Annotated in this window: 22 protein-coding genes; 10 read left to right on the forward strand and 12 right to left on the reverse strand. The window is 52.9% G+C overall.

Annotated features, from left to right (window positions below):
• The first annotated feature begins 50 nt into the window (after window positions 1–50).
• The 4 genes from OGX66_RS00565 to fpr all read left to right on the forward strand — a co-directional run bounded on the left by OGX66_RS00565 (window position 51) and on the right by fpr (window position 4,414).
• Window positions 51–896 (forward strand): MIP/aquaporin family protein, encoded by an 846-nt coding sequence (locus OGX66_RS00565; protein WP_003028793.1) that lies wholly within the window; start codon window positions 51–53, stop codon window positions 894–896.
• 21 nt (window positions 897–917) lie between these two features.
• Window positions 918–2,426 carry a glycerol kinase GlpK gene (gene glpK, locus OGX66_RS00570; protein ID WP_003028792.1) on the forward strand — a complete coding sequence of 503 codons (1,509 nt, stop codon included), beginning with the start codon at window positions 918–920 and terminating at the stop codon, window positions 2,424–2,426.
• A 135-nt stretch (window positions 2,427–2,561) separates the two neighbouring features.
• On the forward strand, window positions 2,562–3,572 hold the full coding sequence (gene glpX, locus OGX66_RS00575; protein WP_003847859.1) for a class II fructose-bisphosphatase: 1,011 nt from the start codon (window positions 2,562–2,564) through the stop codon (window positions 3,570–3,572).
• 95 nt (window positions 3,573–3,667) lie between these two features.
• Window positions 3,668–4,414: a ferredoxin--NADP(+) reductase gene (gene fpr / locus OGX66_RS00580; RefSeq protein ID WP_003840504.1), complete on the forward strand. Its 747-nt coding sequence runs from the start codon at window positions 3,668–3,670 to the stop codon at window positions 4,412–4,414.
• 63 nt (window positions 4,415–4,477) lie between these two features.
• Here fpr and OGX66_RS00585 read toward each other — a convergent pair whose 3' ends face one another.
• Complete coding sequence (locus OGX66_RS00585) at window positions 4,478–4,906, reverse strand: DUF805 domain-containing protein (RefSeq protein ID WP_003840502.1); 429 nt, start codon at window positions 4,904–4,906, stop codon at window positions 4,478–4,480.
• Between the two features lie 100 nt (window positions 4,907–5,006).
• On the opposite strand from OGX66_RS00585, the gene OGX66_RS00590 reads away from it, so the two are divergent.
• Window positions 5,007–5,603: a YiiQ family protein gene (locus OGX66_RS00590; RefSeq protein ID WP_003028785.1), complete on the forward strand. Its 597-nt coding sequence runs from the start codon at window positions 5,007–5,009 to the stop codon at window positions 5,601–5,603.
• 111 nt (window positions 5,604–5,714) lie between these two features.
• A complete protein-coding gene (tpiA, locus tag OGX66_RS00595; protein ID WP_003028783.1) occupies window positions 5,715–6,482 on the forward strand; it encodes a triose-phosphate isomerase in 768 nt (255 codons plus the stop codon).
• 39 nt (window positions 6,483–6,521) lie between these two features.
• On the opposite strand, the gene OGX66_RS00600 is transcribed toward tpiA, so the two are convergent.
• The 7 genes from OGX66_RS00600 to cpxP all read right to left on the reverse strand — a co-directional run bounded on the left by OGX66_RS00600 (window position 6,522) and on the right by cpxP (window position 14,229).
• A complete protein-coding gene (locus tag OGX66_RS00600) occupies window positions 6,522–7,994 on the reverse strand; it encodes a DASS family sodium-coupled anion symporter (RefSeq protein WP_016151273.1) in 1,473 nt (490 codons plus the stop codon).
• A gap of 113 nt (window positions 7,995–8,107) precedes the next feature.
• On the reverse strand, window positions 8,108–9,412 hold the full coding sequence (locus OGX66_RS00605) for an SLC13 family permease (RefSeq protein ID WP_003840496.1): 1,305 nt from the start codon (window positions 9,410–9,412) through the stop codon (window positions 8,108–8,110).
• Window positions 9,413–9,485: 73 nt separating this feature from the next.
• On the reverse strand, window positions 9,486–10,235 hold the full coding sequence (locus OGX66_RS00610; protein WP_016151272.1) for a CDP-diacylglycerol diphosphatase: 750 nt from the start codon (window positions 10,233–10,235) through the stop codon (window positions 9,486–9,488).
• 104 nt (window positions 10,236–10,339) lie between these two features.
• Window positions 10,340–11,329 (reverse strand): sulfate/thiosulfate ABC transporter substrate-binding protein Sbp, encoded by a 990-nt coding sequence (gene sbp, locus OGX66_RS00615; RefSeq protein WP_003840489.1) that lies wholly within the window; start codon window positions 11,327–11,329, stop codon window positions 10,340–10,342.
• Between the two features lie 203 nt (window positions 11,330–11,532).
• The gene (pfkA, locus tag OGX66_RS00620; protein WP_003028778.1) at window positions 11,533–12,495 is read right to left on the reverse strand and encodes a 6-phosphofructokinase; all 963 of its coding nucleotides are present in this window, start codon (window positions 12,493–12,495) and stop codon (window positions 11,533–11,535) included.
• A gap of 183 nt (window positions 12,496–12,678) precedes the next feature.
• Complete coding sequence (fieF, locus tag OGX66_RS00625) at window positions 12,679–13,581, reverse strand: CDF family cation-efflux transporter FieF (protein ID WP_003028775.1); 903 nt, start codon at window positions 13,579–13,581, stop codon at window positions 12,679–12,681.
• 147 nt (window positions 13,582–13,728) lie between these two features.
• On the reverse strand, window positions 13,729–14,229 hold the full coding sequence (cpxP, locus tag OGX66_RS00630) for a cell-envelope stress modulator CpxP (protein WP_003028767.1): 501 nt from the start codon (window positions 14,227–14,229) through the stop codon (window positions 13,729–13,731).
• Window positions 14,230–14,379: 150 nt separating this feature from the next.
• Here cpxP and cpxR point away from each other — a divergent pair, with 150 nt between their 5' ends.
• Window positions 14,380–15,078, forward strand: a complete 699-nt coding sequence (gene cpxR / locus OGX66_RS00635; RefSeq protein ID WP_003028763.1) for an envelope stress response regulator transcription factor CpxR — start codon at window positions 14,380–14,382, stop codon at window positions 15,076–15,078.
• Window positions 15,075–16,448: an envelope stress sensor histidine kinase CpxA gene (gene cpxA, locus OGX66_RS00640; RefSeq protein WP_003840485.1), complete on the forward strand. Its 1,374-nt coding sequence runs from the start codon at window positions 15,075–15,077 to the stop codon at window positions 16,446–16,448. The genes cpxR and cpxA overlap by 4 nt, the downstream gene beginning before the upstream one ends.
• A gap of 61 nt (window positions 16,449–16,509) precedes the next feature.
• Here the strand turns inward: cpxA and yiiM are convergent, their stop codons facing one another.
• A complete protein-coding gene (gene yiiM, locus OGX66_RS00645) occupies window positions 16,510–17,184 on the reverse strand; it encodes a 6-hydroxyaminopurine reductase (protein WP_046671344.1) in 675 nt (224 codons plus the stop codon).
• A 152-nt stretch (window positions 17,185–17,336) separates the two neighbouring features.
• Here yiiM and OGX66_RS00650 point away from each other — a divergent pair, with 152 nt between their 5' ends.
• Window positions 17,337–18,233 carry a dihydrodipicolinate synthase family protein gene (locus tag OGX66_RS00650; protein ID WP_048234205.1) on the forward strand — a complete coding sequence of 299 codons (897 nt, stop codon included), beginning with the start codon at window positions 17,337–17,339 and terminating at the stop codon, window positions 18,231–18,233.
• Window positions 18,234–18,274: 41 nt separating this feature from the next.
• Here the strand turns inward: OGX66_RS00650 and kdgT are convergent, their stop codons facing one another.
• Window positions 18,275–19,258 (reverse strand): 2-keto-3-deoxygluconate transporter, encoded by a 984-nt coding sequence (gene kdgT / locus OGX66_RS00655; RefSeq protein WP_270936042.1) that lies wholly within the window; start codon window positions 19,256–19,258, stop codon window positions 18,275–18,277.
• A 233-nt stretch (window positions 19,259–19,491) separates the two neighbouring features.
• On the reverse strand, window positions 19,492–20,112 hold the full coding sequence (gene sodA / locus OGX66_RS00660) for a superoxide dismutase [Mn] (protein WP_286510733.1): 621 nt from the start codon (window positions 20,110–20,112) through the stop codon (window positions 19,492–19,494).
• A gap of 289 nt (window positions 20,113–20,401) precedes the next feature.
• Between sodA and rhaT the strand changes: the two genes are divergently transcribed.
• Window positions 20,402–21,436, forward strand: coding sequence for an L-rhamnose/proton symporter RhaT (gene rhaT, locus OGX66_RS00665; RefSeq protein WP_003840477.1), 1,035 nt, complete (start codon window positions 20,402–20,404; stop codon window positions 21,434–21,436).
• Here rhaT and rhaR read toward each other — a convergent pair.
• On the reverse strand, window positions 21,433–22,281 hold the full coding sequence (rhaR, locus tag OGX66_RS00670) for an HTH-type transcriptional activator RhaR (RefSeq protein WP_003847872.1): 849 nt from the start codon (window positions 22,279–22,281) through the stop codon (window positions 21,433–21,435). The genes rhaT and rhaR overlap by 4 nt on opposite strands.
• Between the last annotated feature and the right edge of the window lie 11 nt (window positions 22,282–22,292).

Genomic DNA, 22,292 nt, shown 5'->3' on the forward strand with positions numbered 1-22,292 from the left:
AGTGACCTTCTCGCACACAATAAACATTAAACTCTCTTCAGGATCCGATTATGAGTCAAACCTCAACCTTAAAAGGCCAGTGCATTGCTGAATTCCTCGGTACCGGGTTGTTGATTTTCTTCGGTGTGGGCTGTGTCGCTGCACTCAAAGTAGCTGGTGCTACTTTTGGTCAGTGGGAAATCAGTATCATCTGGGGTCTGGGGGTAGCGATGGCTATCTATCTGACCGCAGGTGTTTCTGGTGCACACCTGAATCCCGCGGTAACCATCGCACTCTGGCTGTTCGCCTGTTTTGATAAACGCAAAGTTGTCCCTTTTATTATTTCGCAAATTGCCGGCGCCTTTTGCGCAGCGGCATTGGTTTACGGGCTTTATTACAATCTTTTCATCGATTTTGAACAAACCAACCATATCGTGCGTGGCACTACCGAAAGCCTGGGTCTGGCGGGTACTTTCTCCACCTATCCGAATCCGCATATCAATTTTGTGCAGGCCTTCGCGGTTGAAATGGTCATTACCGCTATTCTAATGGGGCTGATTCTGGCTCTGACCGACGATGGTAACGGTGTACCTCGTGGTCCGCTGGCACCACTGCTGATTGGCTTATTAATTGCCGTTATTGGTGCTTCCATGGGTCCGCTGACAGGTTTTGCGATGAACCCGGCACGTGACTTCGGACCGAAACTCTTCGCCTGGATGGCCGGATGGGGTGAGATTGCCTTCACAGGTGGTCGCGATATCCCTTACTTCCTGGTTCCGGTGTTTGGCCCGATTACCGGCGCGATTTTGGGCGCATGGGCATATCGCAAACTGATTGGTCGCCATTTACCGTGCGATGTCTGCGTGATTGAAGAAAAAGACGCGGCGGCCAACACTCAACAAAAAGCTTCGCTGTAATGTGACTACGGGACAAAAATTATGACTGAAAAAAAATATATCGTTGCGCTCGACCAGGGCACCACCAGCTCCCGCGCGGTCGTAATGGACCACGATGCGAATATCGTTGCCGTTTCACAGCGCGAATTCGAGCAAATCTACCCGAAAGCAGGTTGGGTAGAACACGACCCAATGGAAATTTGGGCAACCCAAAGCTCTACGCTGGTTGAAGTTCTGGCGAAAGCCGATATCAGTTCCGATGAAATTGCAGCGATCGGTATTACCAACCAGCGTGAAACCACCATCGTTTGGGAGCGTGAGACCGGTAAACCAATCTACAACGCCATTGTGTGGCAGTGTCGTCGTACCGCAGATATCTGCGAAAAGCTTAAGCGCGATGGCATGGAAGAATACATCCGTAACAACACCGGCCTGGTGATTGACCCGTACTTCTCTGGCACCAAGGTGAAATGGATCCTCGACCACGTTGAAGGCTCGCGTGAGCGCGCTCGTCGCGGCGAACTGCTGTTTGGTACCGTGGACACCTGGCTTATCTGGAAAATGACGCAGGGACGCGTACACGTCACGGATTACACCAACGCTTCACGTACCATGCTGTTCAACATCCACTCCCTGGACTGGGATGACACGATGCTGGATGCGCTGGATATTCCGCGCGCCATGCTGCCAGAAGTGCGTCGCTCTTCTGAAGTGTACGGTCAGACCAACATTGGTGGTAAAGGCGGCATTCGTATTCCTATCTCCGGTATCGCCGGTGACCAGCAGGCAGCTCTGTTTGGCCAGCTGTGCGTAAAGGAAGGGATGGCGAAAAACACTTACGGTACCGGCTGCTTCATGCTGATGAATACCGGTGAGAAAGCCGTTAAGTCCGAAAACGGACTACTGACCACCATCGCCTGCGGACCGACCGGGGAAGTGAACTACGCGCTGGAAGGTGCGGTATTTATGGCTGGCGCATCCATTCAGTGGCTGCGCGATGAAATGAAACTCATCAGCGATGCATTCGACTCTGAATATTTCGCCACCAAAGTGAAAGACACCAACGGCGTGTACGTCGTTCCGGCATTTACTGGCCTGGGTGCACCGTACTGGGACCCGTATGCACGTGGCGCCATCTTCGGCCTGACCCGTGGCGTAAACTCCAACCACATCATCCGCGCAACGCTTGAGTCTATCGCTTATCAGACGCGTGATGTTCTGGAAGCGATGCAGGCTGACTCCGGTATTCGTCTGCACGCCCTGCGCGTTGACGGCGGTGCGGTCGCCAACAACTTCCTGATGCAGTTCCAGTCTGACATTCTGGGCACCCGCGTAGAGCGTCCGGAAGTTCGCGAAGTCACCGCATTAGGTGCAGCGTACCTGGCTGGCCTGGCAGTAGGCTTCTGGCAGAATCTGGATGAGTTGCAGGAGAAAGCGGTCATCGAGCGTGAATTCCGTCCAGGCATCGAAACCACCGAGCGTAACTTCCGTTACAGTGGCTGGAAAAAAGCGGTCAAACGCGCCATGGCATGGGAAGATCACGACGAGTAATACGTCATTGCCGGATGGCTACTTTGGCTTATCCGGCAAAATCTTCGTGCGGGGGCAACCCCGCACACACATCAATAATCTCGCCCCCTCCCCTGTGCTACACTTCGCGCCATTCCTTTCAGCTACGAGTTTGCAATGAGACGAGAACTTGCCATTGAATTTTCACGCGTGACCGAAGCGGCCGCGCTGGCTGGCTATAAATGGTTGGGCCGCGGCGATAAAAATACCGCTGACGGCGCGGCAGTGAACGCCATGCGTATTATGCTCAACCAGGTCAACATCGACGGCACCATCGTGATTGGCGAGGGTGAGATTGATGAAGCGCCGATGCTGTTTATCGGTGAAAAAGTCGGGACCGGTCTTGGTGATGCGGTCGACATCGCCGTCGATCCTATTGAAGGCACACGCATGACGGCAATGGGTCAGGCAAACGCGCTGGCCGTACTGGCTGTGGGCGATAAAGGCTGCTTCCTGAATGCGCCAGATATGTACATGGAAAAGCTGATTGTCGGCCCAGGCGCAAAAGGGTCTATCGACCTGAACCTGTCGCTGGAAGCCAACCTGCATAACGTTGCCGCTGCACTCAATAAACCGCTGAGTGAGCTGACCGTAACCATTCTGGCCAAACCACGCCATGATGAAACGATCGCCGAAATGCAAAAACTGGGCGTGCGCGTCTTCGCTATTCCAGACGGCGACGTTGCGGCCTCCATTCTGACCTGCATGCCAGACAGTGAAGTTGACGTGCTGTACGGCATTGGCGGCGCACCTGAAGGTGTGGTTTCCGCAGCTGTGATCCGCGCGCTGGACGGCGACATGCAGGGCCGTTTGCTGGCGCGTCATGACGTCAAAGGCGACAGCGAAGAAAACCGTCGCATTGGCGAACAAGAACTGGCTCGTTGCACCGCCATGGGCATTGAAGCGGGCAAAGCGCTGCGCCTCGATGAAATGGCACGTAGCGACAACGTCATTTTCTCCGCCACCGGCATTACCAAAGGCGATTTGCTGGAAGGGATTAGCCGCAAAGGTAATATCGCCACCACCGAAACGCTGCTGATCCGCGGCAAATCACGTACGATCCGTCGCATTCAGTCGATTCACTACCTCGATCGTAAAGATCCCGATGTGCAGGCGCACATCCTGTAATTGATTTGATCAATAGAGCCTTCCAGCCCATATGGGCTGGAAATCTTTCGTCCAACGAACGAAGATAAGGCAATCAAAACAGACAGGAGAAAACCATGGCAGATTGGGTAACAGGCAAAGTCACAAAGGTGCAAAACTGGACCGATGCCCTGTTTAGTTTGACCGTGCGAGCTCCAGTTCTTCCTTTCACTGCAGGTCAGTTCACTAAACTTGGCCTTGAGATCGACGGCGAACGCGTCCAGCGCGCCTATTCTTACGTAAATGCCCCTGATAACCCCGATTTAGAGTTTTATCTGGTGACGGTTCCCGACGGCAAACTGAGCCCTCGTCTGGCAGCACTGAAGCCTGGCGATGAAGTCCAAGTGGTGAGTGAAGCTGCTGGTTTCTTCGTGCTGGATGAAGTCCCCGATTGCGAAACGCTATGGATGCTGGCGACCGGCACGGCTATCGGCCCATATTTGTCGATTCTGCAGTTAGGCAAGGACCTGGATCGCTTTAAAAATCTGGTGCTGGTCCACGCCGCGCGCTATGCCGCCGATTTGAGCTATCTACCGCTGATGCAGGCGTTGGAAAAACGCTACGAAGGTAAATTACGCATCCAGACGGTTGTCAGCCGTGAAACAGCCGCAGATTCGCTGACCGGACGTGTACCGGCGTTGATTGAAAGCGGTGAGCTAGAAAAAGCAGTCGGGTTGCCAATGGATAAAGAAACCAGCCATGTGATGCTGTGCGGAAACCCGCAAATGGTACGCGACACGCAGCAGTTGCTGAAAGAGACCCGGCAAATGACCAAACACCTGCGCCGTCGACCGGGCCATATGACCGCAGAGCACTACTGGTAAGAACGTTTCAATGCCCGGTAAACACCCGGGCATTTTGCCGGATGGCGCTTACGCTTATCCGGCCTACGAGTCAGCTCTGTACTTTACGTCCTGCGTATCCTTACCATATTTATTCGCGTCCTGGGTGCCAATGAACGCCCCCAGATCGATAAGCATACCAACCAGAATCAACGTTGGAACAAAGCGGCCTACCGCCCATTGCCAGACGCCGGGTAAAATTGCCCAATTTCCGGCCAGCAGCATCCACGCCAGGATCATCAACAGCGCCCACGCTCCGGAGCGCCCCCGGTCATGCAGACGTTTTACCGTCACTGCCGCCGTTGGCCATAGCAGACACACCAGACAAAAAGCCGCGGTCTGAATATCGAGTAATTGTTTGCTCGCCAGCGAAAACAGAACCAGCATGCTGACGATCCAGAGGCCAATCCAAATCCAGAAATCACGGCGCCCGATGCGCCCTTTAAATGAGAATAACCACTGCTGTATGGTCATGTAAGTTCCTTTATTATTACCTTCCAGAACAGTTTACCCTTTTGACAAGCTCGACGGTTACCGTTTTAATCGTGAGCAATGAGAATGAAAGGTACGATTGATGAAGCAAGGATTTACACTGTTTTTATTATTGTTTTCAGCCTTAACCGCGAGCACTGCGGTACTGGCGGAAGAGCCGTCGACGGCAACCACGGCCCCCTATTTACTGGCGGGCGCGCCGACCTTTGACCTGTCGATTAGCCAGTTTCGTGAAAACTTTAATACGCAGAATCCGAAGCTTATTCTGAATGAGTTCCGTGCCATCGACAGCAGTCGCGATCGAGCAAATCTCACCCGCGCAGCCAGTAAAATCAATGAAAACCTGTATGCGTCTTCCGCTCTTGAACGCGGCACCCTTAAAATCAAAAGCATGCAGATAACCTGGTTACCCATTCAGGGGCCAGAACAAAAGGCAGCCAAAGCGAAAGCGCTGGAATACATGACCGCCGTCATCCGCACCGTCGCACCGCTACTGACGAAGGAACAGAGCCAGAAAAAGCTGCAAAAACTGCTCGCCGCAGGCAAAGGTAAGCGCTATTACGCTGAAACAGAAGGCGCAATTCGCTATGTTGTTGCTGACAACGGTGAAAAAGGACTGACCTTCGCTGTTGAACCGATTAAGCTGGTACTATCAGAAAGTCTTGAGAAGGCGAATTGATGACAAAAAGCAAAGCCTTTCAGGGGATGAATCTCTATACTGTTTCACAGACCATGCTGCCCTCACGGGCGGCCATATTCCTTAATTCGCTGACAAGCGTGGAGAAATGAAATGCGACATCCTTTAGTGATGGGTAACTGGAAACTGAACGGCAGCCGCCACATGGTAAACGAACTGGTTGCTAACCTGCGTAAAGAACTGGCTGGCGTTGCTGGCTGTGCAGTAGCGATTGCTCCGCCGGAAATGTATATCGACCTGGCGAAACACGCCGCTGCCGGTAGCCACATCATTCTGGGCGCGCAGAACGTTGACCTGAACCTGTCTGGCGCATTCACTGGTGAAACAAGTGCTGAAATGCTGAAAGACATCGGCGCGCAGTACATCATTATCGGTCACTCTGAGCGTCGTACTTACCACAAAGAATCTGACGAGCTGATCGCTAAAAAATTCGCCGTGCTGAAAGAGCAGGGTCTGACTCCAGTTCTGTGCATCGGCGAAACCGAAGCAGAAAACGAAGCGGGCAAAACTGAAGAAGTTTGTGCACGTCAGATCGACGCGGTTCTGAAAACTCAGGGCGCGGCAGCATTCGAAGGCGTCGTTATCGCTTACGAACCAGTATGGGCTATCGGTACCGGCAAATCTGCAACTCCTGCTCAGGCTCAGGCTGTTCACAAATTTATTCGTGACCACATTGCTAAAGCTGACGCGAAAATCGCTGAGCAAGTTATCATCCAGTACGGCGGTTCTGTAAACGCAGCTAACGCGGCAGAACTGTTCGCTCAGCCGGACATCGACGGTGCGCTGGTTGGTGGTGCTTCTCTGAAAGCAGACGCCTTCGCAGTCATCGTTAAAGCAGCAGAAGCCGCTAAACAGGCTTAAGTTGTTAAGGCGGGAGGAGCCCTCCTCCCGCTGTATTAACTACCAGTATCCCAACCAGTGCCACCAGAAGGCGCCGGTCACACCCCAAATGGTCAGGTTGACCACACTCATCACCAGCCCCGTTTTCCACCACTCCGCCAACGTGACATAGCCCGAACCAAAGATAATAGGCGCAGTACCCGTGCCATAGTGCGTGAGCGACATCATCAAGGAGGAGGAGAAACCGAGCATTAAACCAAGCAGCGCTGGCGGCGCGCCGAGGCCTAAGCCTGCGGCAAAGAACGCAGCGAACATAGCCGTAATATGCGCAGTTGTGCTGGCGAAAAAGTAGTGCGAGTAGACGTAAAGCAGGATCAACAACAGCGTCGCAACACTCCAGTGCACGCCAAGATGGTCGATTGCGCTACCCACGCTGGTTGCCAGCCATCCTACCAATCCCAGTTTGCTGAGAAAATCCGCCATCATCACCAGCGCGGCAAACCAGACTATCGTATCCCATGCCCCGCGGCATTTAAGAATGTCATCCCAGCTCAATACACCCGCCATCAATAGAATCGACAATCCAATTAACGCGGCGCTAGTGGGGTTTACGCTCCAGGCACTGCCCATCAGCATTGCTGGAACACCCGCCCATAGACAGAGCAGCAAAATGAACACCCCCAGGGTGATTTTCTCTGCCAAAGAAAGTGGACCCAGCGCATCCAGTTTTTGCCGCGCAAACTGCGGTGCATTTGGTGTGCGCGTGATAGCTGGCGGATAGAGCCACCAGATTACAATCGGCATGACAACCAGTGATACCAGTGCGGGAAGAAGCGCCGCAATAGCCCACATTCCCCAGGTCATGTTCAGCACGCCATCCGTCCCCTTTGTCAAAAAACTGACGATTAACGGATTAGGTGCAGTCGCGGTGATGAACATAGCCGAGCTGATCGGGTTAATGTTGTAGTTCACCAGCGCGAGATAACGGCCCGTGGAGCCATTCTCGGCATGGCCTGGCTGCGAGCCGAGGCTCTCCGCAATCGCCCGCATTACCGGGTGGATAATGCCACCACCACGCGCGGTATTGCTTGGCGTTACGGGTGCAATTAGCGTTTCCGCAAGGGTTAATGCCCACGCAATACCCAGCGTTCTTTTACCAAATAGCGCAATAAACCCGTAGCCAATACGCGCGCCCAGGCCGGTCTTTAACAGACTTTGCGACAGCATAATGGATAAACCAATCAGCCAGATTAGCTGGTTAGAAAAACCACTCAATGCATCGTTCAATGCCGCCGAGGGTTTGCCTGGGTTAGTAACGCCTGTCATCGCCACCAGCATAATCGCCACAATCGCAATTGCGCCAATGGGCATAGCTTTACCGATAATCGCGGCGATCGTACCAATAAACAGTGCCAGCAGGTGCCACGCTTGCGGGGTTACGTCAGGAGGACACGGGATAACAAACCAGATGGTCAGCGTAATCACAAGCGAGATGATGGCAGGCCAGCGGCGGATGGGGGTCAAACTGTCCATGAATCAATCCTTGAGTTTCCAGTGCGCAAATCTGCGCTCAGGCATTAACCGATATTGCCGCGCATAATACAATTCACTCACTCACAAAACATAAAATTAACATTTTGATACAGCTACAGTTTTCCCAACACCGTAAACCAGGCGTAATCCAGCGGCAGAAGAATCAAATACGTTGCCGCCGCCAGTGCGATACACAGCAGCATCCCTGCCCTTGCAGGTACTTTCCCGAGCGCCATCGCCACCACGATCGGTGAAGCCTGATACGGCAACAGTGGTGTGGAATAACCCAGCACCTGGATCATAATCACCGACAGCAGCGGGAATCCCGTCGCATCGGCAAAGCTTTGCGCCAACGTGGTATACAGCGCCGGAACACCGTTCGCCGTCATAATAAAATTAAGCGCCGTGGTAATACCGGTCAGCGCGAGGAAACTGGTAAACGGCTTTTCCGCATCCAGCGGCATCACCTGTAACAGCGCTTCACCAACGGCGCTACCAATACCTGTTTGCGTGACGGTGATCGCCAGCCCCAGAATACCCGCCACATAAATACAGGTACGAATGTTGACCCCAGTGGAAAACTCGTCGCCATTGATAAAGCCAACCCGTGGGAGCAATGTGATAACTGCCGCCGCCAGCCCAGTCCACGCGGGGCCAATGCCGTGCCAGCTTTCGCTTACCCAAAGAAGCAACACCACCGCTAACATCCAGGCCAGACGTTTTTCATCTCCGCTCATCGGTTCCGACGGCGTGAGATCGCGCGGCGCATGGGGCTTGCCAGGGAACAGCCAGCAGATAAGCACGATGAGAACCGCGCCTTTAAGCCAACCCAGAACCGGCGTATGCAGCAGCAAATAGGGAAGATAATTGAGGTGGATGCCGTAAGAGCCTTCCGCAGCGCCGCTCATCACCAGATTCGGTACGTTTGCGGGTAAAATCGTCGCAGAAAGCTGGAATGTCCCAAACCCAACGGCCAGTGCCAGACCATACCAGGCGCGCGTACCATCGTTAATTCCAGCTCGTTTCGCCATCGCTGCGACAATCGGCATCAGCAGCGCAATGCGGCCCATGTTGGATGGCATTACAAACGCCAGCGCGTAACTCAACAGCACCACACTCGCCACCATTAACGGCCAGGAGTCGGTCAACCGTGATGACAGCGCCCTCGCCGCCCTGTCCGCCAGCCCCGTTTTACGAATCGCGATACCCAGCACAAAGCCGCTAAACACCAACCAGAATGCGGAGGACGCAAAGCCGCCAAAGATCACATCCGGTGGCGCGATTTTGGCGACCATCGCCACGGCAAAGAACAGCAGCGCCGTTATAAACTCCGGCAGCAGCGACGTAGCCCAGAGCAGAATGGTGATGCCAACCACCAGAGAGGGGATAAACAGAGGGTGTGTAAGCCAGAGCGACATGCCTGTCTCCTGTTGTTTTTTTCAACAAGAATACGGGGACAGGCATGCGGAGTAAACGCCAGATTAGGTGGGGTTAACGCAGAATATCACATTGATGATCCTGAATTTCCTCAGCGGAGGCGAGATTCAGCGCCAGCAGATTGCGCTGAGTAGCCAGCAGAACAAAGGATTCATCGCTCTGACGCACCATCGCCAACGCATAGCTGCCCATATGCTCACGTGCATCCGGCACCTCTTCTGCCAGCATCATAAATGGGCTGCGTTGTGCCAGTTCATTTTCCGTGACGCGACGCGCCAGATATTCATGACCGCGCAGCCCACCTGGTAGAGGTAGCCAGCGGGTGCTGATTTTCGCCAGGTTGTCATCCAGCTGTTTTCTGACATCGGTTCGCAGGCAGGAGATATGAATATGCAGGTGATTTTGAGTACGCCCGCTACGTGAGTTAATGGTCAGAGAGACTGCTTTGTCAGGGATTTCCTGGCCGTATTTTTGGCTCATAAAGCTACGCGCCTGCCAGGCCAGCCAGAAAAAGTTCGGCGTGCCTGATTTCAACAGCAGTGGGCTTTCCGTACCGTTAATGCGATAAGTGGGCATCAACAAATATTGCAAAGGGCCGTTACGGTCTTTGAACACCACATATCCGGCATCCGTCTTCACTTCTGCGCATGGTGCAGGATCCTGCTGCTGCAACTGGTGCGGTAAGCATTGTTGAAGGACGATCTGGCGTAATGCGTCCGGGTTGCCGGTGAATTTCCAGTACCCGATGCCTGCAGCGGCGGCGACCACAATCACCGCCAGTAAAAGATAGCCTGCTTTTTTCATTACGCGTTTCCTGTATCCCATTGAAGGGCAAGAGTAACGCAAAACCATGACAAATAAAAAACCCGGTCGCGTTAGGCCACCGGGTCGGTAAATCACAGACTTATTTAGCGTTTGCTGATCTGGTCGAACGTACCGCCATTAGAGAAGTGCTCTTTCTGCGCTTTCGTCCAGCCGCCAAACTCTTCATCGATGGTGAACAGCTTCAGCTTCGGAAATGCATTTTCGTATTTCTTCGCAACGTCTGTATCACGTGGACGATAGTAGTTTTTCGCTGCAATTTCCTGGCCTTCCGGAGAGTAGAGATACTTCAGATAAGCTTCCGCCACCGCTTTGGTGTCTTTCTTTTCCACCACTTTATCGACCACGGAAACGGTCGGCTCCGCGAGAATAGATTCACTCGGCGTCACTATCTCGAATTTGTCTTTACCCAGCTCGTTCGTTGCCAGCAGCGCTTCGTTTTCCCAGGCGATCAGCACATCACCGATACCACGCTCAACGAAAGTATTGGTTGAACCACGCGCACCGGAATCCAGCACTTCAACGTTTTTATACAGGGCCTTGACGAAGTCCTGCGCTTTGGCCTGATCGTTGTTGTTGTGGTGCAGGGCATAGCCCCATGCCGCCAGATAGTTCCAGCGTGCGCCGCCTGAGCTTTTCGGGTTTGGTGTAATCACTGACACGCCGGGTTTGATCAAATCGTTCCAGTCATGAATTTGTTTGGGGTTGCCTTTGCGGACCAGGAACACGATGGTGGAGGTGTAAGGCGCAGAGTTATCCGGCAAGCGCTTAATCCAGTTTTTATCAATTCGACCACGTTCAGCAATGGCATCCACGTCATATGCCAGTGCCAACGTCACCACATCGGCTTCAATACCGTTGATGACAGAGGTCGCCTGTTTACCAGAGCCGCCGTGCGACTGGCGGATCACGACGTTATCGCCCGTTTCCTGCTTCCAGTGCGCGCTGAAGGCTTTATTGTACTGCTCGTACAGTTCACGTGTTGGATCGTACGATACGTTAAGTAACTGAATATCCTTTGCCAGAACGCTGGTTGATGCCAGCAATAATGTTAACCCTACGCCCCATTTGTTCATCGCCCAGCTCTCTTATGTGATGTTGTGATGAGCAAAGCGTGCCAGAAAGGCATCCAAACATTAAAGAATAAAAAAAGATTTGCTATAACTTCGGGGAATAAATGAGGAAGGTTGTGCCGGATGACGACTTACGCCTTATCCGGCCTACAAGAGTACACTCTGTAGGCCCGGTAAGCGAAGCGCCACCGGGCAACAAAAAACAATCAGTACAGTTTTTTCGCGCAGTCCAGCCAGTCACCTTTGAATGGACGCTTCATGTTCTCGATAGCATCGATGATATCGTGGTGAACCAGTTGCTCGTTCTGAATACCGACACAGCGACCGCCATGACCTGCCAGCAGCAGTTCAATAGCATATGCGCCCATACGGGATGCCAGGATACGATCGTAAGGAACCGGGGAACCACCACGCTGAATGTGACCCAGTACGGTCGAACGCGTTTCGCGGCCCGTTTCCTTCTCGATGTAATGCGCCAGTTCGTCAACGTCACACATGTGTTCAGTGATCGCTACAATTGCGTGTTTTTTACCTTTCGCGATGCCCGCTTTGATTTCAGCAACCAAATCGTCGCGACTGAATTCCACTTCCGGAACCACTACGAACTCACAACCACCGGCAATTGCAGCCGCCAGGGTCAGATCGCCACAGTAGCGGCCCATCACTTCAACGATGGAAATACGCTGGTGAGAAGAAGAGGTATCACGCAGACGGTCAATCGCTTCTACTACAGTACCCAGAGCGGTGAAGTAACCGATGGTGTAGTCGGTGCCCTTGATATCGTTGTCGATAGTGCCCGGCAGACCGATGCATGGGAAGCCCATTTCAGTCAGGCGTTTCGCACCCATGTAAGAACCGTCACCGCCGATAACAACCAGCGCATCAATGCCACGCTTTTTCAGGTTTTCGATAGCCACCGCACGCACGTTTTCGTCGCGGAATTCCGGGAAGCGAGCTGAACCGAGGAAAGTACCGCCACGGTTGATCATGTCGGACACGCTGTAGCGGTCAAGCTGGACCATACGGTCTTCATACAAACCCAGGTAGCCATCATGGATCCCCATGACTTCCAGCCCTTCCGTCAACGCTGCACGTACAACACCACGGATTGCTGCGTTCATGCCCGGCGCATCACCGCCGCTTGTCAACACACCGATTTTCTTAATCATGACTACCTCTGAACTTTGGAATGCAAAATGAAATCTGCTGCCGGAAGTCGATTCCGCATATCGAAACGATCCAACGAATATGCAGATAGTATAACAATCACTTCCTGCTGAATTGATTCAGGTCAGGCCAAATGGTGGTAATTTATACACAAAATGCTGGCCCGGTTCACTTTTTACAACGAATTATGAAAGCTCAAACACCTTGCCTTCCTTGGGTACGACTGAACAGGGATCCTGATGAATGATGACATCCGATCCCGGGAAACGCCGTAAAATTGCCTGCTCAACCTGTTCAGCCACTAAATGCGCCTGAACGAGCGGCAGATTATCTTCCATTTCCAAATGAATCTGAATAAAGCGGGTCGGCCCTGACTGCCGCGTGCGAAGATCGTGAGCGCCGCTGACCCCAGGCCATGACGTCACGATATCAATAATTTCCTGACGTTCCTCATCGGGTAAAGCGCGATCCAGCAAAGATTGCACTGCCTCATACCCCATGCGTAATGCGCTATATAAAATATAGATGCCAATCCCGAGCGCAAACAAGGCATCCGCACGATGCCAGCCGTACCATGCCAGCCCGAGCGCAATGAGAATCGCACCGTTCATCATAACATCAGACTGATAATGAAGCATATCTGCCCGAACGGCCTGACTTTGCGTACGCTTCACTACCCAGCGCTGAAACGAGACCAGAATGATTGTACACACTAACGCAATGATGGTGACAACCACCCCAACGCCGGGATCTTTCATCGGCGTCGGTTGGATGAGATGCTGAATCCCGGTCAGGAATAAAAACAGCGCCGAACCGGAAATAAACATGCTTTGCGCCAGCGCCGCCAGTGATTCCGCTTTTCCGTGTCCGAACGTATGTTCATCATCGGCCGGTTGCAGCGAATAGCGCACCACCAACAGGTTGGTTAACGACGCCGCGATGTCCACCAGAGAATCCACCAGTGCAGCCAGAATACTGACCGATCCGGTGTACCACCACGCGAAAATTTTGATCAAAAGTAACAGTGATGCCATCACGGTCGCCGCGATTGCCGCCCGGCTCACCAGCCGCCCATAGGTATGATTCATAAACACTCCAGCCAGAATATGCCGCTAGTATAACGGATGAAGTAAAACAGTCAGGCAATAACCGAGCGACAAATTTTGGGCAAAAAAAACCCCCACATCATGTGGGGGAAGACAGGGATGGTGTCTATGGCAAGGAAAACAGGGTTACTACTGGGAACGCGAGTTGCTACTACTCAATAAATTCAACGATGAGCTTTTTTTCCAGTGCGCTACGTCGCGCAATTGCTCCATTCGTTGTTCATGTTTCTCATTTAAAACCGCTTGCTGCTCGGGCGTTAACAGGCGATACATCTGGTTGCGGATCCTGGCTATTTCAACCTGGCGGGCAACCTGTTCTTGCGCCATTCTTTCTGCCTGAGCGCGCACTGCGCTTTCATCAAATTTCTCTGCGGTGACAAGGCGATGCATTGTCTCCATTTCGCTAACATTAACAGGAGGCTGTTCGTGTCTTGCCTGCTGCATTAAATCTCGCATCTGTTGACGTTGATGTTCGGTTAAACTGATACCGTCAAACATGTGGCTCTGAACGCTACGTTGCGATGAGCCTTCACCCAGGTGCCAGTGATCGCCTGTGACGACTTCAGCTGCATGGCTAAATGTACTGAGTGCCAGCGTTGAGGCCATGACGGCAGCGCTAACTTTGCCCATCACTTGCTCCCAAAATCTTTTCTGTCGCGATTCAACGAGAGACAGTTTACGATTCGGGCTGCAAACATGCGTCAGGGGGTGTAAAACAACGTAAAGTCATAGATTAGCGACGCCTGATGACGTAATTTCTGCCTCGGAGGTACGTAAACAATGAATAAAATCCTGTTAGTTGATGATGACCGAGAGCTGACTTCCCTGTTAAAGGAGTTGCTCGAAATGGAAGGTTTCGATGTGCTGGTTGCCTATGATGGGGAACAGGCGCTTGAGCTTCTGGATGACAGCATCGATTTACTTTTGCTCGACGTCATGATGCCGAAGAAAAACGGCATTGATACGCTGAAAGCACTTCGTCAGACACACCAGACACCCGTAATCATGCTGACCGCTCGCGGCAGCGAATTGGATCGCGTACTTGGCCTTGAGCTGGGCGCGGACGACTATTTACCCAAACCGTTTAACGACCGTGAACTGGTCGCGCGCATCCGCGCTATTCTGCGTCGCTCACACTGGAGCGAACAGCAGCAGAACAGCGATAACGGCTCGCCGACTCTGGAAGTAGATGCGTTAAGCCTTAATCCGGGCCGCCAGGAAGCCAGCTTTGACGGGCAAATCCTGGAGTTAACCGGCACCGAATTCACCCTGCTTTATTTGCTGGCACAGCATCTCGGTCAGGTGGTTTCGCGTGAGCACCTGAGCCAGGAAGTGCTGGGTAAACGCCTGACACCTTTCGATCGCGCTATCGATATGCATATCTCGAACCTGCGTCGTAAGCTGCCAGAGCGTAAAGACGGACACCCGTGGTTTAAAACCCTGCGTGGTCGCGGCTACCTGATGGTTTCCGCTTCATGATAGGGAGCTTAACCGCGCGCATCTTTGCCATCTTCTGGTTGACGCTGGCACTGGTGTTGATGTTGGTACTGATGTTACCCAAGCTCGACTCACGCCAGATGACCGAGCTACTGGACAGCGAGCAGCGCCAGGGGTTAATGATTGAGCAACACGTTGAAGCTGAACTGGCGAACGATCCACCCAACGATTTGATGTGGTGGCGTCGCTTGTTTCGGGCGATAGACAAGTGGGCGCCACCAGGACAGCGGTTATTACTTGTTACGACGGAAGGACGCGTGATCGGCGCAGAACGCAATGAAATGCAGATCATTCGTAACTTTATTGGTCAGGCCGATAACGCCGACCATCCGCAAAAGAAAAAATACGGTCGCGTTGAGATGGTCGGGCCTTTCTCCGTCAGAGACGGTGAAGATAACTACCAGCTGTATCTCATTCGACCAGCCAGCAGCTCACAATCTGACTTTATCAACCTGCTGTTTGACCGACCGCTGTTATTGCTGATCGTCACCATGTTAGTCAGCTCTCCGCTATTGCTCTGGCTTGCCTGGAGTCTGGCGAAACCAGCGCGTAAGTTGAAAAACGCTGCGGATGAAGTGGCCCAGGGCAACCTGCGTCAACATCCGGAGCTGGAAGCCGGTCCGCAGGAGTTTCTGGCGGCAGGTGCCAGCTTTAACCAGATGGTGACGGCGCTGGAACGGATGATGACCACGCAGCAACGTCTGCTGTCGGACATCTCTCACGAGCTGAGAACACCGCTAACGCGTCTGCAACTGGGTACCGCTCTGCTGCGCCGTCGTAGCGGTGAGAGCAAAGAGCTGGAGCGCATTGAAACAGAAGCACACCGACTAGACAGCATGATCAACGACCTGCTGGTGATGTCACGTAATCAGCAGAAAAACGCGCTGGTCAGTGAAACGGTGAAAGCTAATCAGCTGTGGGGCGAAGTGCTGGATAACGCCGCCTTTGAAGCTGAGCAGATGGGTAAATCGCTCACGGTGAATTTCCCGCCGGGCCCGTGGCCGCTGTACGGTAACCCAAATGCGTTGGAAAGTGCGCTGGAAAACATTGTGCGCAATGCCCTGCGCTATTCACATACGAAGATTGAAGTTGGCTTCGCTGTGGATATCGACGGGATTACCATCACCGTGGACGACGATGGCCCAGGTGTAAGCCCTGAAGACAGAGAACAGATTTTCCGTCCGTTCTATCGTACCGATGAGGCGCGCGATCGCGAGTCTGGCGGAACAGGTCTGGGTCTGGCGATTGTTGAAACTGCAATCCAGCAGCATCGTGGCTGGGTGAAGGCCGAAGACAGCCCGCTGGGTGGTTTACGGCTGGTAATTTGGTTACCGTTGTATAAGCGTTCCTGAGTCTCTCTGTGTTGCCGGATGGCGGCGTAATGCCTCATCCGGCCTCCACGGACAGGGGGAATTATTTCCCCCACAAACGGCGGGAATTGTCTTCGATCTTGCCGCTTAAACGACGCTTTTGCATCGTTCTGGTCCAACTTTTTGATAACCCGGCAGCCGACAGTAAACGGTGATATTGCGAATCATCAAACGGCATATGCCAGGCGATAGCAATTGCCTCCCGCACGCTGACGTCGCTCACGCGTGACGCCAGGATCAACGGCGCGTCTGCAGATACCAGCCCTGCCGCGATGACGCTGCACAGCCAGCCCGTCTTACCTGCATCCTGCATCTGGCAGGCCATATCGCTGATGCCAAAATGGAAATTCAACTTAAAGCACGGCGAGCGCGGCTGCGTGACCTGAATCAACGCCTCTCCCCACTGGAAAATATCGCCAATATACACATTCTCTTCAGTCAGCCCCTCAGTAGAGAGGTTCTCACCAAACGCGGGCGCGACAAATAGCTCCGCCTGCTCCGGAAACGCTTGTCTCCAGTGCTGATAGTGTTCACGCGGATAGTGACACAGCGCGCGATCCGGCCCGCCATGAATTTTCGCTTCCGCCTGTTCATCTCCCGTCAGCCCCAGTTCGGTCAGCATCAGCTCACCGTCAATCTGGACTTTAGCAATCGCGCTGGGACGGCTTCCCGTGTAGTCCCGAACTTTGCCCGTAAAAACATCGACCGGATATCGCATCTGTTCCCTCTCCCGATAAATTTCCCCCATTACACCACATTTATTTTACCCCAGTCGCTCAAAATGAGAGCACGGTTCACATGAAACTTAGGGACACATGCTATCAATGTAAGCTGGTTTTGAAACATCATTTCAAATAAGGAGTCGACAACGTGACTGGTCAATCGCAATTTGCTGGCGTCTGGTGTCCTTCCATTACGCCAATGGACAATGACGGTAAGATCGATCTCAACGGTCTAAGCCAGCATCTCAAACGCCTTACCGAGGCCAAAATCGATGTGATTTTGCTGATGGGTAGCATCGGGGAATTTGCTTCCTTTACGCTCGAAGAAAGGCTATTGCTGATCCGCGAGGCCCGCGCCATGAGCTCGCTGAAGATGGTCGCCAACGTCTCATCCACCTGCCAGAATGATGTATTGTTGATGGCGCAGGAAGCGTATCGCTCAGGTTACGATGCCGTGATGATCCTGCCGCCCTACTACTACGGACAAACGGCGAAACAGCTGCTGAGCTACTTCCGTCAGTTGGGGCAGAAACTCAGCGGCAAATGGTTTGCCTATAACTTCCCGGCACGCACCGGCTGCGATTTAACCCCCGAGCTGGTTGCCTCCCTCGCCGCTGAGTTCCCGAATTTCGCTGGTATCAAAGACACCGTCGACTGCCAGTCTCATACTCGCAGTATGATTCAGACTACCCGCGCCGTGCGGGAGGATTTTGCCGTGCTGTCCGGCTACGACGAATACTATATTCCCAACCTGTTGGCAGGTGGCGCAGGGATTATTTCAGGGTTGAACAACGTCATGCCGGAACTGTTTGTCAGCGCGCGGGAAGCGTTTAAGCAGGGCGACCTGGCAGCGCTTCGCGATATTCAGGACCAGATTGGCACCTACATGTCCATCTATGCCATCGGCGAAGATTTTGTCACCACCATCAAAACCGTGGTATCGCGTAAGTTTGGCTATTGCTCCGGCGTGTCACGTAATGCCGGTGGAGAGTTGAACGAGAGTGAGTGTAGAACAATCGATGAGGTGTTTGTCGTCAAAGGGTAAATAATTAAGCCGGATGGTGCAGACCATCCGGCTTAAGAGACTTACTTCACGGTGCCACGAAGATCAATTTCTGCCGCCTTTGCTTTGGCCCTTTTCGACCAGATAGACGTGATAATCGGCACCAGAATGGAGGTCACAATCACCGACGTGGCGACCAGGGAAGTTGCTGCCGGTGCCATCGGTTTAAATGCCGGAACCATTTCAGCAATCAGCACAGGCGTAGCAACCGCCGCCCCCGCAGAACTGGAAGCCGCAATCCCCGCCGTACCATCGCCACCACCAATCAGTTTATCGGCGATAATCAATGGAATACCAGTGATGATAATCACTGCCACGCCCAGCAGAATACCCAGCACGCCGGTCTGAGCAATCACGCTCAAATCAATGGTGTTACCTAATGCGAAGGCAAAGAACGGGATCAGCGTCTGCACGGCCTTACTGAAGAATTCCCGCAGCTCAGGATCCAGATTACCCAGCGCAAAACCAATCAGGAACGGCAATACTGCGCCAACAAATACGTGCGGTTCAAACGACGCGATCCCGGCAGTTCCCAGAATCACCATGGTCATCAGCGGGCCAGACTCCAGCGACATCAGGACAAACGCCCCAGCCTCTTCTTTGGTGCCGTACTGCTGCATAATCGAGGCATACAACCCGCCGTTGGTCATATCCATCGCGGCCACCAGCGCCAGCGTAGACAACCCAGCGAAGAATCCGACCTCTACGCCATGTTCCGGCAGAATGCGTGAGGCAATCGCTGCAACCACCCACGCCACCAGAATCTTGGTTATGACTAACGTACCTGATTTACGCAGCACGGTGCCGGTGGCGCTTAGCTTGATCGACGCCCCCATGCAAAAGAACCAGACCGCCAGGATAGGTACCGTACCGGTGATCATACCGTTGGTAAAGGAGCCGAAGTATTTCCCGGCGCTGGGGGAAAAGGTGTGACACAACGCGCCCAGGAAAAGCGGCACCAGCATCATACCGCCTGGGATTTTCTCTATCGTACGTTTGATCTGCATTTCCATCACCTGTAGACATAAAAATGGGGCAATTTTTATGGGCGATTGCATCTTGCTTTGAGATGCGCCCGTCTTGATGAAAAGAAGATAGACATTCATAGAGACTATAAAAGTGATCCCACTCGCATAATAAAACCTTGTTTCAATTTAAGTGGATCATTGTTTTTATATTGAGTTTGATCACAAAAAAACCCCACAAGCATCGCTTGCAGGGCTTCGTTAAAGCGTAGAACTTATTTTTTTGCTGCGAAACGTGCGGCAGATTCGTCCCAGTTCACGACGTTCCAGAACTCTTTGATGTAGTCCGGGCGACGGTTCTGGAATTTCAGGTAGTAAGCGTGTTCCCAAACATCCAGGCCCACGATTGGGAAACCGGAAGCGCCAGAGATAGCTTCACCCATCAGCGGGGAATCCTGGTTGGCGGTGGAAACAACAGCCAGTTTGTCACCTTTCAGCACCAGCCACGCCCAGCCGGAGCCAAAGCGGGTTGCCGCTGCTTTTTCAAATTCAGCTTTGAAGTTGTCAACGGAGCCAAAGTCACGTTCGATAGCCGCTTTCAGGTCACCCTGCAGCGTAGTACCGGTTTTCAGGCCTTTCCAGAACAGGCTGTGGTTAGCGTGACCGCCCGCGTTGTTACGCAGTACGGTTTTCTTGTCTGCTGGCAGTTGATCCAGTTTGGTGATCAGCTCTTCAGCGGACAGGCTGGCGAATTCTGGCAGGCTTTCCAGCGCAGCGTTCGCGTTGTTTACGTAAGCCTGGTGGTGTTTGGTATGGTGGATTTCCATCGTCTGCTTATCGAAGTGCGGTTCAAGGGCATCATAAGCGTACGGCAGGGATGGCAGTGTATAACTCATAATCATCTCCAGTATTGTCGGGCGGCCTGTGTTAACGCCGCGTAAGCAGTTGGGTCATTATAGTTAATTAAATGATATTGAAAATGATTATCAATGCCGTACTTTTTACAAGGTTTTAATAGCGCATGTTGATTGCTAAAGATGTGAACCGAATCACCCAGTTAACGTGATGATTGCCAACATGCGCAAAATGGCGGCAATCGTTAAAAGGTTAACACCCTGCGTAATTTTTAAACTCGTTTGGTCGGAGGGGTCATTACCGACGATAAAAAATAACGAGGATTAAGTCATGAGTAACGCGATTACGATGGGTATCTTTTGGCATTTGATAGGCGCAGCCAGTGCCGCCTGTTTCTATGCCCCGTTCAAACAAGTCAAACATTGGTCATGGGAAACGATGTGGTCGGTTGGCGGGATCGTCTCTTGGCTTATCCTGCCATGGACCATTAGCGCCATGTTGCTTCCCAATTTCTGGGCCTACTTCAGTTCTTTCAGCCTCTCTACGCTGGCGCCAGTGTTTCTGTTCGGCGCGATGTGGGGGATTGGCAATATCAACTATGGTCTGACCATGCGCTATCTCGGTATGTCGATGGGGATCGGCATTGCAATTGGGATTACGTTGATTGTAGGCACGCTGATGACCCCAATTATCAACGGCAACTTTGATGTGCTGATCAATACTTCCGGCGGACGCATGACGCTGCTTGGCGTACTGGTCGCGCTGATTGGCGTCGGTATTGTGACTCGGGCCGGTCAGTTAAAAGAACGCAAAATGGGCATCAAAGCGGAAGAGTTCAACCTGAAAAAAGGGCTGGTTCTGGCAGTCATGTGCGGCATTTTCTCCGCCGGGATGTCATTTGCGATGAACGCCGCTAAACCAATGCACGATGCCGCCGCCGCGCTGGGTGTCGATCCATTGTATGTCGCCCTGCCCAGCTACGTGGTTATCATGGGCGGCGGCGCGTTAGTCAACCTGGGCTTTTGCTTCATTCGTCTGGCAAAAGTGAAAAACTTGTCGATAAAAGCCGACTTCTCGTTAGCCAAGCCACTGATTATCACCAACGTGCTGCTGTCTGCGCTTGGTGGCCTGATGTGGTATTTGCAATTCTTCTTCTACGCCTGGGGCCACGCGCGTATTCCGGCTCAATATGATTATGTAAGCTGGATGCTGCACATGAGCTTCTATGTTCTGTGCGGCGGGATTGTCGGGCTGGTGCTGAAAGAGTGGAAAAACGCGGGTCGCCGTCCGGTAAGTGTGCTAAGCCTTGGCTGCGTGGTGATCATTGTCGCGGCAAACATTGTTGGTCTGGGAATGGCCAGTTAATCATGTTGGTTGCTGAGATGACGCCACTGGCTGGGCGTCATCCCGGTTTCGCGCGTGAACACCACCGAAAAGTAGTTACTGTCCTCAAAGCCGCAGCGCATGGAAATCTCACTAATCATCAACCGACTATGTTTGAGCAGATACTGCGCATGGCAAACCCGCACCTGGCGGAGATACTGGTTGATGGTCATGCCGGTCTGGCTGCGAAACTGCTGGCGCAAAACGCGCTCGCTGCACCGTTCGCGCTCGCAAAACTTATTCAGTTCGAACGCATGCTCATGGCTACCGGCTAACGCGGTGATCAGTTTATCCAGCAGCGTTTCGCTCGACGTCGCCGGGAGCGTATCCGTGGCATAACGATGCCGCTTAAGGTGGGTCACCAGTTGCCCGAACAGCAGCTCAGCCATGGTAAAAGCCTGCGCATCCCGTTGATTACTTTCATGCTCAAGCTGGCTTATCACCTGTCTGACCTGGCTCATGCCAACGCTACCGAGTCGCCAGTGCGGGTGCCTCGGCGCACCATCAAATCCGGGGATCGCCCCTTGCCAGTCAACATTCAGCGTCAACCGCTCCGGGCAGTAGATGATATTTTGTAGCACAAGGTCGTTAACGGAAGTGTAGGAGTGTTTATCTTCGGCGCGAATGTAAAACAGATCGCCACGGGTTATCCGGTACGGGCGATCGTTAAGGACATGCAGGCCATTACCGCGCCAGACCAGAACCAGCTCGCAAAACTCATGGGTATGCTCAGCAAAGACATCCTGCGGATAACGATCGGCTACGGCGACAGCCTGCTGCTCATGCGCAAAAAAGTCTGATTTCAGAAGGACCAGATGGTTCGCCATCACAATATTCC

The sequence above is a fragment of the Citrobacter sp. Cf072 genome, assembly GCF_030334485.1.
In the GTDB taxonomy this organism is placed as follows: domain Bacteria; phylum Pseudomonadota; class Gammaproteobacteria; order Enterobacterales; family Enterobacteriaceae; genus Citrobacter; species Citrobacter freundii.